The organism is Advenella mimigardefordensis DPN7, assembly GCF_000521505.1.
Lineage (GTDB): Bacteria > Pseudomonadota > Gammaproteobacteria > Burkholderiales > Burkholderiaceae_B > Advenella > Advenella mimigardefordensis.
This window is the reverse complement of the sequence record NZ_CP003915.1, coordinates 3,801,032-3,814,878: the sequence shown is the minus strand read 5'-3', so window position 1 is coordinate 3,814,878 and position 13,847 is coordinate 3,801,032. Positions and strand designations below refer to the sequence as shown.

General features: G+C 47.1%; 8 protein-coding genes. 2 read left to right on the top strand and 6 right to left on the bottom strand.

All coding sequences use genetic code 11. From position 1 onward, the window contains the following. Positions 1-472 precede the first annotated feature (472 nt). From MIM_RS17540 to MIM_RS17530, 3 genes are all read right to left on the bottom strand, one after another. On the bottom strand, positions 473-907 hold the full coding sequence (locus tag MIM_RS17540) for a hypothetical protein (RefSeq protein WP_025374064.1): 435 nt from the start codon (positions 905-907) through the stop codon (positions 473-475). A gap of 775 nt (positions 908-1,682) precedes the next feature. Beyond that, complete coding sequence (locus MIM_RS17535) at positions 1,683-5,300, bottom strand: YobI family P-loop NTPase (RefSeq protein WP_025374063.1); 3,618 nt, start codon at positions 5,298-5,300, stop codon at positions 1,683-1,685. A gap of 446 nt (positions 5,301-5,746) precedes the next feature. Then, a complete protein-coding gene (locus MIM_RS17530; RefSeq protein WP_025374062.1) occupies positions 5,747-5,989 on the bottom strand; it encodes a hypothetical protein in 243 nt (80 codons plus the stop codon). A 759-nt stretch (positions 5,990-6,748) separates the two neighbouring features. Between MIM_RS17530 and MIM_RS17525 the strand changes: the two genes are divergently transcribed. After that, positions 6,749-7,339: a hypothetical protein gene (locus tag MIM_RS17525; protein ID WP_025374061.1), complete on the top strand. Its 591-nt coding sequence runs from the start codon at positions 6,749-6,751 to the stop codon at positions 7,337-7,339. A gap of 167 nt (positions 7,340-7,506) precedes the next feature. Here the strand turns inward: MIM_RS17525 and MIM_RS17520 are convergent, their stop codons facing one another. From MIM_RS17520 to MIM_RS17510, 3 genes are all read right to left on the bottom strand, one after another. Next, entirely contained in the window at positions 7,507-7,884 is a 378-nt protein-coding gene (locus MIM_RS17520; protein ID WP_025374060.1) for a hypothetical protein, read from the bottom strand. 453 nt (positions 7,885-8,337) lie between these two features. Continuing rightward, on the bottom strand, positions 8,338-9,399 hold the full coding sequence (locus tag MIM_RS17515; RefSeq protein ID WP_144084675.1) for a hypothetical protein: 1,062 nt from the start codon (positions 9,397-9,399) through the stop codon (positions 8,338-8,340). Between the two features lie 63 nt (positions 9,400-9,462). Next, positions 9,463-10,380: an AraC family transcriptional regulator gene (locus MIM_RS17510; RefSeq protein ID WP_025374058.1), complete on the bottom strand. Its 918-nt coding sequence runs from the start codon at positions 10,378-10,380 to the stop codon at positions 9,463-9,465. A 387-nt stretch (positions 10,381-10,767) separates the two neighbouring features. Here MIM_RS17510 and MIM_RS17505 point away from each other — a divergent pair, with 387 nt between their 5' ends. Further along, positions 10,768-13,806: an autotransporter outer membrane beta-barrel domain-containing protein gene (locus MIM_RS17505; RefSeq protein WP_158318748.1), complete on the top strand. Its 3,039-nt coding sequence runs from the start codon at positions 10,768-10,770 to the stop codon at positions 13,804-13,806. The last annotated feature ends 41 nt before the right edge of the window (positions 13,807-13,847 follow it).

Genomic DNA, 13,847 nt, shown 5'->3' with positions numbered 1-13,847 from the left:
GAAAGATAACTGAATCTGGTGACTGCCTTATCTACACTAGCTTTGTCCGCCAAAAATTTCATCGTTTGCCGAATTTTGAGTACGCCACAGATATACCTAGTGAAGCTCTTGGTTTAAGCCTACCGACGCACTTGTGCAATCAACGTCTGCTCTGCGTTAACAACCTACGCTTGAACTTGGATGTCGTTTTCATTGTTTCTGTCTCGAGCACTAACCTTCTCGGAGATGCTTTCTTTTCTACATAAAGTCACGTTATTTTACATGATGCAATACTGTTTTGCGCTGTTGTGTGAGAAACAGGCAAAGATTTCGCGCAGAAATGATCATGTATGGCTACTCCCTGGAGCTGTTTGAACCCCATGATTGTGGAGTGAGCTAATGTCACGCTTGCACTCTGGTTATTGCTCAATCCGTATTTTATGCAACTGAGGAAGTAACAGGATTACGCAGCAAGAGCCTCTGGTTGATTTATCTAAAGAAGGGGGCCGATTAAGTACATTGTTGGGGTAATAATGACCATGCCCATTGCCGTGGGATAGCACTTAGAAGCGTCTCGTGATTGCAGCGGGTTGGCAGCAACCTCGGCTAGTGCTAAGAAAAAAACAGCGGCACTGACAAATTTGGTCGCGTGGACGTAATCACCGACGATAATCGCTGAAATCGCGAGTCCGATTATGATGAAGCCCGCGATCAAGCCGAGTGCCACAGCTTTGGGAGAGATGTATTCAACGGAAATGTCTATCAAGGATTTAACGCGTTGTGTGTGTGGATATGAAGATAACCCCCAACTCAGTCCTTTGCACAGCGTTAAGAATATTGACATCACAGTTAATGTATGGAATGAAATTTGTTCACCAATCAGAGCAGAGCTCAACTGCCCTACGCCAAAATATCGATGTTCCAGCACTAGAGTTATACCTACTATCAGTCCAATTAGAAAAAAATAGGGCCATATTTCTTGATCTCAGGAATCACTCGAATCCAAGTGATCGGAAATTCCTTTTGTAATTTCATCTTTGCCTCCATCAAAAAGTATCGTGGGTCGTTTTATCGTCAATGATTGAGTCGGGGCAGCATCGGACCATTCGAATCATTTGTACGGTTATGTATTCTGCAGACGGAGCAAGCAGTATTCATTAAACTTGTTTTGCGAAGAAAAACGCTTAACAGAAGTAATACCGAAATCCCTAGCAGATACTATCGTAGCATTGCCTGATTTGGTAGTCGAGCGAGGACTACAGTCTCAGAAAGATATTCATGTCCAGGGGCGCGCATAACAAATTTTACGTGGACACTATCCTGGCATTTTTAATAAGGCCGCGCAATGTGGGATCACCGGACGCTTACCTTTTATTTTATAAATCGAATAAATTCTGTCGGTGTGCAGTGGTTAGTGTTTTCGGAGCTGTGATCCAACAGCGTATAGTGCGAATCTGGTAATTTGGCCGGCAGGGACGCACTATGAATGTAGGTGCCCGCTCAATACCGTCTAGATTTTTCAGTGAGATTGCATCAAGATACGTGTCTACATATTGATGTGTACTGTACTACGATTTTGGTACAGTACACCAGATCAATCGCTAGCACAGAACAACAGTTATGACCAAAACGGGTCGTTCGGTGTGTGGCCATTTTAGGAATATCATCGCATACGTCGAGAAAGTGTTAAGTTAGGAAGCGGTTTATCCATTTCTATACAAATTTACTCTTATTTCGTCAGTAAATAAACGATCGTCGCTCCATGACGATATAATATTTCTCGAATCAAGCCATTGAACCAAATCTCGATTCTCTGGGGTATTCGTCAGTCTTGGCGTGGTATATCCCGTTTTAATTTCGGAAAATGGTTGGGGTAGATTAGTTAGGACATGGCGCACTTCGTCATCTGACATAAACGAATGATATTTATTAAAAAGTGAAATCTGTGTTGCGGTTGGCCTAGAGTTTATTACTAAAGATTGCACACTTCTACCGCCTATTTTAGGTATGTTGGCGTCCGCACTGTTAATAATCGGGCCAATAAGTGCTGAGCGCTCTGGTAAGTCTGCTAGCGCCTCGAGGTCCATTAATGCAATTACCCGGAGCTTTTCTGCATTCTCAATATTAGATCGTAAAAGCTCTTCTCGGAAATCGTCATCGAGTGCAAAGGAGTTGGGGGCGCTCAAATATTTGTCGATATTAGTGGCGACGAACAGTACCTGTAAATCTTTGTTTTCAGTGAGTGCATCAAGATTTTCCTTGCTAAAAGTAATTTTTTCTTCGGATACAAGGATTTGAAGCTTGCTTAGTTCGAGCTCTAAGGGCAACTTTTGGAACCGGCTCGGCAGAGCATGGGCATAGTCTTTGTAGGCGGCATCAGACAGCGAACCGGCATTGAGAAGGAACTGATGCAGTTTCAGTGAGTCCGAGTCGCTTGGTATGGAATTTTGCAGGATGGCTGCACGGACTGAGTCTAGATCAAGATACCCAATTAGGCTATCTTCCTCAAACCCGCCAGATTCTATGAAAGCGAGACAATTTATCCAGGTTGCCTCAATCGAATTTAGTTGGAAAAGTGTGGCGTGCAATTTCTCAGGCACACCTTCTAAAGTCTGTAGTCGGGTTGTCTGCCTCTCAAGAAACATCCAAAGATCATCTTGATCAAGTGTCTCGTGGCTAAGAATAGCTAGGATAGCGGGAATATCTTCCCCGGAGTTTTCTTGCAGTGCTAAAAGAATATCGCGCAAGTACAGACTGAAATCACGTTCCAACCTCTTCATCAAGATTGGGTTATTCATTGCACGGAGGGTAGTGAAATTTCTCGTGCGCATTGATTTGAGATCGCTCTCTCCTAAAATCTCTTGGTAGACATGTTCCAGATTCGTTATCGTAAGTTCGTATAGCCCCTCCTCGAACATGAAGCGGACAATTTCGGAGTGCTCTTTAATTGCGGCTAGATCTTTGACCTCAAAGTCGAGGCATTTAAGGCGTCCCGGAGTTAGTTCGGGCGATTGCAGCAGAATTGCTGGGAGGTTCTCAGCAGTAAAATCTGATAGTTCGTCAAAGTGTCTTGCGAGCGTTGTTAGAGAGCTTTCCGGTAGATGAGCGATCAACTGGGTAATGTGAGAGATATTGTTGGGGCTGGCAATGGCAGCTGGTACGAGGTTTTTCCAGGTGTTGGCAAATCTCAGAAGAAGTCCTGCAATGTCTAGGCCACTGGTGTAATAAGAACTGAAAAAGTCTTCGCAACGCGCGAACTCAGATGAGAGAAGCTCGAAAAATTTTTGTAAGTGAAAATGATAAAGACTCGGATCAGCCAAAAGGTTGTCGACGAGCTTAACGTTCAAGACATAGCCCTGTTGGAAGTCCTCGTCTCTCATCGCTGCGATGACTTCTTTGGGATTATCGAGTGGAAAATTCGGCTCAGGAGTGACGAATGCCCGTATTTGGATCAGAAACCGGTTGTCATTCGACGATAAACGGCCCGAGTGAAAGAGTGAAGTGTATTGGTAGTAGGTATCGTCGAGATGACCTTCTAAGATCAAAAAGCGGGCGAGCTCTCCGTTTTCTTCGAAGTCTTTGAAAAGCCCATCTATGTGGTCGGCATTTAAACGCAAAAGCTCATCGAGCTTAGTCATGCGAAGCGTTGGGATCCTTAATCTTAGATCGTGTATTTGGCGTAGCAACTTGTTCTTATTATCATCACCTTTACTTACGATCTCCCCCTTGCGTTGCTGGTAGGATTTTTGAGAGTCCACTTCGGCCTGCAAGTTGGAAACATCTACCCAATTTTGGTTATTATTGGCATTGCGGTAGAGTATGCGCGTTGCCCCAATCAGCTGTTCGAATGCATCGTGACTGGCGAGTTGAGGAAGCACAATCCATGTCCCATGATGATCAAGCCTGACGCCGATAGCATTGTCTGGAAGCTTCTCAATCAAAGCCATAGCGTAAATTTGTCGCAACTCCACTAGGTCTGAAGGAGTTTGTCGCTCAGCTACTTCAAGTTGTTTTTCTAGCTCATCAATCTCGGTCCTATATCTGGCTTCGCCATCCCTAATGAGTTCGTCTTGGCGATTTAATATTTCAGCGAGATTACCCACTCCCCGGTGCAACTGCTCAAAGTCCCTTGGATAGACGTTTTTATAGATTAGGATCGCGAGAAGTTTGTTGGCGTCAAGCAGGTTATCTCCATCTGTTTCCAAATTGGCTACATAAATGGCGTATTCGTTAAAGATGTTCTGGATCAATCTCAAATCATTTAGGTAGCGTGAGACCTCTCTCAGAAACTGTCTATCGAGACGTTCATCAAGCGCAAGCCTTCTCCCTTGCTTCAATACCATGTCTATGGAATTTGACGTATTGATGATCGGTATCACGGGAACAATAAATTCGAAAAACTTGGTTCGGTCGGTATTTGTAAACATGTCATCGCGCAAGGCGTAGAGGAACCTGATAGTCCGATTCACGCCGGCATTCTCGTTTATAAGGCAATTAATTTCGCGCAGCGTGACAAAAATCTCGGCGTCATTGAATCGATCCAGATCCTCGATGATTACGAGATCGTAATCGGTAGATTGGAAGAAGTAGAGTATTTCGTCTAGATGGCGATTCAGTATTGATGTCTGATCGTCATGTGCGGGCCTTATTTCAACGTCCTTCAACGAGATACTCTTGAGTGACAGACCGAAGCTGGCAACGTAAAAGTGATGCAGTGTCACCCATAGGAAAATTACTGCAAACGCGCATATCCCTAGGCTGAATGCATTGCTGAGGTCAAGGGGAACAAAGAAGGTGCCGCTAATGATATCTTCTCGCCGATTAAACACATACCAAAGCGCTAAAATTCCAAGTGTTATATAAAGAGACTTAAAGATCGACAAAACACTAGGCGACTGAATTCTCTTGAACCGTGACAGCGGGAGCTTGTTTGCGTCAGCACCATACAACATCTGCTGAAGAATACTTCTCTCAATTTCTTGACGGCTCACCTTCTTGCCTTCCGAATCAGCCTCTGGAACGAACGCAGCGAGAGAGATGTGAAGCGCAGGCCGACGGTACTTCTTTAAAAAGGTCTGGATGATGCTGCTTTTCCCTGAACCATATGGACCAGTTAGAGCAATATTGGAAACCTTCGTATTGTTAGTCGCAAACAGAATCGCTTTGGAATACACGCCAGCCTTGTCTGCCTCATCAGTTGGGGCTAGGTCCACAAATATCGATTGGGCCCTGGTGGATCTGTCTTTGCTTTCCAGCCAAGACAAAATGCTATTGAGGCTATTGGCGAGTAGGCGAATTAGGGAGGTGATGGTTTTTATCATTCAATATTTGGAAAACAGATCTTCAAGAGTTGCACTATCCTTCTCCTTGAATATTCTGACGCCTCCGAAGATAACTGAGTTTCTACCATTAAGGCACCTGATCGGTGCACTTGATCTGGGCCGAATGCTGTTTATGCCCAGCTTATGTCGTTTATCTTCGGCTAATTTATGTTCAAGTTTTGGAGGGTTGAGCGATTGCTTTGGCTCACAAGTTGTATTTCACGACTGACAGCTTTTGATCCGAGCGGTTAATTAGCAAACTGATAGAAATGAGGCATTGAAATCTAACCTACAAATTAAGCGGGCTTGCCTTCGATAGGGCCAGCTTATGCCGAGCGAGTTCAATGCTGCTAATTAGCGTAATTTCTGAGCAAAATTCTTGCGAACCACTCGATTAATGTAGCTGTTAAGACCTTGGCCAGCCACTGCGAGGCGCTGCATTTCTGCTACGGTGGTGGCACCAGGGCTTTGGCTGTTGTAGAGATATTGCGAGCCATCGCGAAAATGCACAATAGTTCACTGTCCCCGCTGATGAATCGCTGGACATGTTCCTCATTTGTTGCATTGAGCGTGAATTTTTCCAAGCCGACAGATGCACGCGCGTAATTGACGGTTGCTACGCGTCGGTTGCGCTCGGCACCGAATATCGCTTTACTTAGTTCCGTTTCGTGCGTACCCATCTCAGCCATCGTTGTCCCCTGTACTTTAGTGACATGATTTTACGGGATGTAAAATGATTTTGGCGATTTATCGAGAAAACAGGCAAAAAGCTTCACGCAGAAATTGTCTTGTTTTTGCGCCAATCAAGAGATTTCCCGATTGACGGTGATATTGGCTGCTGTTGTTGAGGGGGGCTTTCCAGAAAGGCGCGTTTGTGCAAGTAGTCCGGTACTTCCGAATAACCCAACCATCCGGAAATCCTGGATAGTTCAATCTGGTCGTGTTTTACCAATGCCAACTATTATGTATTGTCGTATAGTGGTAGAGGTATGCTGTAAGTTATTGATTTTATTGTGGTGCCCGGGGCCGGAATCGAACCGGCACGCCTTGCGGCGGGGGATTTTGAGTTTGCGTTTTAAGGTGTTTGTATAGGGAAATGTGGCGAAGTTGAGCGTAAGTTAAAATAGGTAAAAGTAATTACTAATCAGTAGATTAGCGGAATTTGGCGAAATTGTCGAGAACTGATGAGTGTACCTGTACCGTACCGAATTTCGGTACGGTAATTAAACAATGTGGAATACAGGCCTCGTATCTTGTCTGCTTCAAGTTGTCCTTTGTAAGCAATACATATCGTGAAGAATTCACCTATTTTTCGTTTCCAAATCTGTACGTTTTTGTGTTGGTTCAAGTTTCGTGCTACTTTCGCATCAGACTTATAGAAATATACAGAATTTTATCCTTGAGCAAATTCCTACACTAAGCGGATAGCTCTCTAAGAGGAAATGGAAATGGACAGCCCAGTGACTCACCCCGATGTTTTCGTGCACGTACGTATCATTATCGGCATGGTTCTTGGTTTGAGTATCAGCCGCCTTGTGACTGGCCTGGCGCGTTTTGTACAGCACCCTAAACGCGATAATATCTATCCTATCCATATCGCGTGGGTTCTGTTTCTACTTGTAGCGATCATTCATTTTTGGTGGTTCGAGTTCGGTCTGTCTGCGATTCACCGTTGGACATTCGAAATATACTTATTCCTTATCGCTTACGCTATCCTTTTTGCTTTTCTTTCCGCCATATTGTTTCCTGATCGGATGGACGAATATAGAGGTTTCGAGGACTATTTCCAATCGAGACGTAAATGGTTCTATGGATTGCTGGCGTTACTATTCATTGTTGACCTTATTGATTCTCGCATCAAAGGTATTGAACATTTTCAATCGCTTGGGCTTGAGTATCCAATACGACAATTAGCATTCGCCATCTGCGCTACTGTCGCGGTCTTTGTCTCAAGTAAGAGGTTTCAGGCTGTATTCGTGACCGTCGGTTTAATCTATCAGATAACTTGGATTCTTCGGTTGTTCGACGTTTTGAACTAAACCGTGCAAAAATTTTCAGCTTTTCCGTCGGAGGATTGCTGGTCAATAGTGCAGCGATTAAAGACTGGGGATGGAGCGGTAGAAAGAAAAATGCACCGATTAAAAATTACATCGGTGCATTATGTGATTATCCTGCCGTACAACACTACCATTGACCTTGTATATTACTAGGGCAGGCGAGATACAATGAAATTGACCTCATACTTATGGTTAGGATAGGAAGTGTTCAAGCGTCTGGCTAACTCCTCCTTCGTAATCTGTTTGCGATACGCTTCGTGGAACCATACATAGGACTCCAATTCTTGTCTTTTAGTATCGATAGGCATACGCTTATAGTTGGAGTCGGCTTTTATCTGAGTTAAAAGTTGGTTGTACCAGTCATTAAATTGTTTGTCATCGCCAGCTTCTACCAACTTAATTTGCTGAGCCGTTGACATCTCATTTACTACTCTGTCTCCCTCTGTCGTGCATCCTTGGATAAATGGCACACTCAACACGACAGTCAGAAGAATTTGACTGCTTATCTTATTAACTCGAATATTCATTGCCCATCCTTGAAAATGTAAATACCCGTTTTGTAAACAAGGTGAAATGGCAGATCTGCTTTGTGGCCTCATGCGATTAAAGGCATGACTTCAGCGGATTTGCTTGACGCCATCGTTATCCGCCGATTGTTTATATGGACTTCAAGAATGACGCTTCAATCAGTTTGACAACGATTATGGTGATTTTAAACATCTCATGTGAAATGAGCTTTATTGGATTGTCAGATTTGCGCCTTTTTTAATAAAAACCTATTATATTTTTTAATCATTTAAGAGACTGGGGAAGAAAAATGTATGTGATGGCGTATCAATCACCAATTCATTAATTCGATGCCCATTCATTTCACAATCAAGCCCGAATCATAGCCACGACTGTTCTGATGTCAATGTAGACCGCGAGCTGTAAAGACTGCATCTTGTCTGGCCAAAAATTTGGAATGTTAACTTTTTAAGTTAATTTGACGGAATCGTGACGATAGGCAATTGCGTGTTGCTGGTGGTGTCCGCCACATTCAGCAGTAGCATGACGAAAGAGATCAGTTCGATCGTTTCTACATCGTCCTGGTCTATCCAGTACGAGTGGCCACGGTGCGACACGGCGGCGAAAGCGTCGGCTGGCGCTGTGCCGCCGGCATGGATGCGAACCTTGCTGAGCAAGGGGTCCACGGGGTTGAGATCATTGTTGGTTTCCCCGCGAAAGCCCGGTCGCAAGGGGACGACCTGCGACAAGGCGCGCATCACTTCGATAATCGAACGGGTATGAATGGTCAGCTCGCCAGGCTGGCCGGTGCCGAGTCCGAATACGATGGGCAGGTCATGCCTGGCGGCATCCATGCCCAGCAATTGGCGAAGGCGTTTTTCCCGCGGGCCGGCGGGGTTTCTGTCGGCAAAGATCAGATGGGCTTGCCGCACGCCGTTCTCTTCGACAAAACGCAGGGCCAGCCGCTCCTCGCTGGAAAGCGCGTCAAACAGCCCGATAATCTCGCGAAATTGCTCGCCTTCCCTGATCAGCTCGGGCCGCGTACCCGTAATGTTGCGGATGCCATTGATGGCCGCAACTGGAATGCCGAGCACCAAATGGGCGGGTTGGTCGGCCGCCAGCAAGGCGAAAAGCACGCCCGGCGGGATCGGGTTCAGCAGCAGCCGTGCCGCATCCGCGCCGCGAACCGGCGTATAGGTAATTGTCGGGCGATCGCTATAGCTGCCGGCGGCGAGCACACGGCCGCCGGTTTCCTTGAGCGTTTGCCGCTGCAGGGCCGAGGTCACCCGATCCAGGAAGGATAGGCTGGCCTCGCCACGGTACTCGACGCCATAGCTGGCGACCAATTGGCTTACCGCGATAAAGGAGGGTACCTCGCGATGGCGCACCCGCACCAGATTAAGCAATAGCTGTCGCGTCGCCGCATGTCCGATGGAGTCGGCATAGTCGACCTGGTCTTCGCGGATGGCGCTGGGGCCGATGCTGCTGCATGCTCCCAGCGCGAGCAGCACGGCTATCAGGGCGGGTTTTAGCAAGGAAGTCGACAATTTGGGATAAGGAAACATGAATGACAAGGGATGAAAAGGCAATTTACAGATTTATTTGAGATGAAATTGGCTGGGTGGCTGGAAATCATCTCCATCCCCTTGAGCCATATCGTAGTCTGAATAACGAATCTGGGTTGGATTCTGTCCCCAGGTTTTCTTCATCAATGCAGTCATATGGCTATTGCTGGAGAAGCCGTTGATTTTGGAGATTTCACTTAAGGGTGCGCTTGAAGTCATAATCATACGTCTTGCCGCCTGCAGTCGAGTTGCGACGATGAATTCATGGGGAGACTGGCCCATCGACTGGCGAAACGCCCGGGTGAAGTAGCTTGGCGATAGTCCGGCGACGACGGCCAGTGTTTCAATGGCGAGCTTTTCTGAAAGGTGGGCGTGAATGTAGTCAAGCACGCGCTTGCGCGCAACAGGGGTTAGGCCGCCGGCGATTTTTTCTTTCTGACGCGCTTGATTATTCAGCGATGTGTAGGTACGTAGAACGTGTATGCCAAATAGCGTCAGCAAGGAATCGATACATGCCTCATATCCAAATGGTGCGCATATTAATTCAGTGCGGATTTCTGATGCTATCGCCAAGGCTTTTTCGTCGACCACCCCTAACTTGGGCAAACGAAACTCTCTAAGGCTGTCTCCCCATTCGAGATTGGTTAGATTGAGTAGGTGTTGTTCAGTCATTGCGATCAGTAAGCTGTGTTTGGTATGCCGCCACCGGGAAAACAGCTCCGAACTCTCTGGCACAATTTCGATGCACCCAGCAGGGGCCAGGCCGATCACCGGACGATCACTGTTGATTGCAATGGCTCGGTCCGGCTGAGCAGACAGCATAATGAGGAAGAAGTACGCCTTGGTCGTGAAATGAATAGATGTCGGATCAACGAGTGAATTGGCGACTGCAGCGCCATCACATTCATATTTCCGTCCCCAGCTATCTGGTACCGCATCCAGAATCCCCAATGCGCATTTCTCCTTTGTGATGGTTCAAACTGACATTACATACTGGCGTAGGGAATGGCGTAGGGAATGGCGTAGGGAAAGTTTTTGAGCACCATTAATTTTGCCCGGATAAATATGTATTTAGGTACTTCAATTGATTCCATACGTATTTATTACAGATGACATACATTAAAGAATATCGTATTTCGACAATTTAATACAAAAAATAAGCTGATTTTTAGCAAAAAAAGCATAAATTTGATAATCAAAGCGAGGTTATTTCATATCAAATGTTTAAAATTGTCCCAATTATTGGTGAAACCGATTGAAATGAAATTTCTGAAATTCATGTGAAAATCGGCGGATAGCGATAATGCCAGAGACTCAAGACCACGACCAAGGATGATTATGCGACGAGTAAGCCTGCAATTGATGACCACACTAGGGTTTTTGGCACCAGGTATTACATTTTCTCAGACTGCCGGTGCGCCGATCTATCCGAGTGCGGATGCCGAGTACCAAAAAAACTGGGGTGTGCCGATGATCAATGCTTTGCCTGCGTATCTTAAAGGTTATACCGGCAAAGGCATTATCGTCGCCGTGGTGGATACAGGGCTGGATGTGAATCATCCTGAGTTTCAAGGGAGAATTTCCAGTGCCCTGAGGAATTTTGGAAAAGACAAGGCCGAGGACGATGTCAGCCATGGTATTGATAAGGCCGATGGATCTATAGATGGCCATGGCACGCATGTCGCGGGTATTATTGGTGCGGCTCGAAACGGCACCGGTATGCAAGGCGTGGCCTATGAGTCGACGATATTGCCTTTGCGTGCGATTGATGTGGAGTCGTCCGTCGATGGCGAAGCTGACGAAGCTGCGATCGACTACGCCGTTCAGCAGGGTGCAAAAGTGATCAATGGTAGTTACGGCCCTGATACATTAAACAAAAATATTCCCGATCCCACCAAACCGGGCGAGTATAAAGAAAACCCCAATTGGAAGGAATTGACCTATCAGCCTATTTGGTCCTCGCCCGAGTCACTGACCCATACCTTTGAAACGTTAAAGAATGCGGTAGATAACGATGTCGTTCTTGTGTTTGCCGCAGGCAACGAATATGAGGATCAACCACAAGCATCAAGTATTCCTGGTGGAAACGGCATGCTGCCGCTGATATTGCCCGTCAATACAGCGAATGGGGTATATAAGTTCGTATCTAACGCTACTGAAGACGATTTTGATATGAATGACCCCAAGACTTATAAGTTCATTTCACCCGATGATTCTGCTGTGAAAGATCTTGATTTTTCAGAGCTGTCGGGAGCTGTAATTGCAGTGGTCGCCGTTGACAAGAACGGTAAAATTACGAATTACAGCAACCATTGTGGTGCAATGTATGAATGGTGCTTGGCTGCACCTGGTGGTGATACGGACAACGGTCCAGAGGGCGGCATCAACTCGACCTGGCCGCTTGGCGATGCTAAAAATAATAATAATCCTTACCAATCAGACGAGGGTACATCTATGGCATCCCCTCATGTGGCAGGAGCTGCGGCAGTTGTTCGATCTGCATTTCCTTACTTCACGGCACAGCAAACAATCGAGACGCTTCTGACAACGACAACAACGCTGGGTGAGAAAGAAATCTATGGTATGGGGTTACTTAACCTTGGGAATGCCATCAATGGGCCGGGGACGTTCCGTTACAAAGGTGTGTTTGATGTCGACACTCAGGGCTACTCCTCAGTTTGGTCCAATTCGATTTCTGGTGAGGGTGATCTCACCAAAAGAGGGCAAGGCGTACTGACGCTTACCGGCAATAATACCTATACCGGTGGCACGAGCGTGGTAGGTGGGACCCTGGGCATAGAGGGCAATACTGCCGGTTCGGTTAGCGTGTCAGAGCGGGGAGTTTTGGCCGGAGCAGGGGTGGTAGGCACGGTCACGCTATCCAATGGCGGGACTATTTCTCCGGGAAGTACGCTGGACGCGACTAAAGTGTTGAGTGCGCTTAAAGTCGCGGGCGATTTGATTCAAGGAGCGGGTTCCAGTTACCTGGCGCAGATAGCAGACGATGGTCGATCTGATCTCATCGACGTTAGTGGTAAAGCAACGATCAGCGATACTGCTGCTGTAGTGATTCAACCCGATGCTGGCAGTAAACTCGAACTGAATCGCCGTTATACCTTGCTGACTGCGGCTGGAGGGGTCGATGGACGCTATGGTAGCGTGATGAAACCAGACACGCTGTTTGTAAATATGAATCTTGTTTATGACGCTCGGAATATGTTTTTGGACTTGGCGCGAAGCTCCACTGCGTTCGAGGATGTCGCCGATACGCATAACCAACGCACCACCGGACGGGCAATAGAAAATCTAGGGTCGGATAATCAGTTATATCAAAACGTGCTGTTTTTGTCGGGCGATCAGGCCAGGAACGCTTTCGATCAGCTGTCAGGAGAGGCACATGCTTCCATTCATGCAGGTCTGATCGAAGACAGTCATTTCCTGCGCGATACTGAGAATGAGCGCCTGCGGGACGCGTTTGGTACTTCGAGTTCCAGGCCGACATCAAGCCTAAGTTATCGTAGTAACGGTAATGATCAGGTGCCAGAGGTCCCCGGCGAAGTCACCCTATGGGGCAAGGGTTTTGGCGCCTGGAGCCGTATCAATGGGAATGATAATGCCGCCAGCCTCAGAAGAAACACTGGTGGCTTTTTCCTGGGCGGCGATAGACTCGTTGGACAAAGCTGGCGGCTTGGGGTGATGGCAGGATACAGCCATACGTCCGTCCGGGTACGGGACCGCAACGCATCCGGATCCAGCGACAATTTCCACTTGGGCCTCTATGTCGGCACAAGCCAGGGTGCCTGGCGCCTGCGTTCGGGGCTGGGGTATACCTGGCACCGCATCAAAACCGATAGAAGCGTCGCTTTCGGCAGTTTTTCCGACAAGCTATCCAGCCGCTACGACGCGGGTACTTTTCAGGCCTTTGGAGAGTTGGGATATCGGCTTGAGACCCGGGTTGCGGCCATCGAGCCCTATGCCAATCTGAGCTATGTCCGATTCAAGGCGGATCGCTTTACCGAGGATGGAGGTGCAGCGGCCCTGACAAATCATGCCAAGGCCAATAGCAACACCTACACCACGATTGGATTGCGTGCGACCTCTGAATTCGCCCTGGGCAAGGTCGATGCACAGGTACACGGTGGCATTGGCTGGCGCCATGCCTTTGGTCGCGTTTATCCGAAAGCGGATTTTTCCTTTGGCGATCAGCCCTCGTTCAATGTGCAAGGGGTGCCGATTGCAAGAAACGCCGCGGTGCTGGAGGCCGGGCTCGATATGAAGATCGGCAAGACGTCCACGCTTGGCATCGCGTATCAAGGACAGTTTGGATCAGGCGCACGCGAGCATAGTCTGCAGGCAAGGCTGGCGTTGCGTTTCTAAGAAAATGTTTAACTTGTTGAAATTTATAGTAAAGGATATGA

Coding starts and splice junctions, on each gene's coding strand:
- MIM_RS17535 (WP_025374063.1), bottom strand. CDS start 5,300: ATGATAAAAACCATCACCTCCCTAATTCGCCTACTCGCCAATAGCCTC.
- MIM_RS17530 (WP_025374062.1), bottom strand. CDS start 5,989: ATGGCTGAGATGGGTACGCACGAAACGGAACTAAGTAAAGCGATATTC.
- MIM_RS17525 (WP_025374061.1), top strand. CDS start 6,749: ATGGACAGCCCAGTGACTCACCCCGATGTTTTCGTGCACGTACGTATC.
- MIM_RS17520 (WP_025374060.1), bottom strand. CDS start 7,884: ATGAATATTCGAGTTAATAAGATAAGCAGTCAAATTCTTCTGACTGTC.
- MIM_RS17505 (WP_158318748.1), top strand. CDS start 10,768: ATGCGACGAGTAAGCCTGCAATTGATGACCACACTAGGGTTTTTGGCA.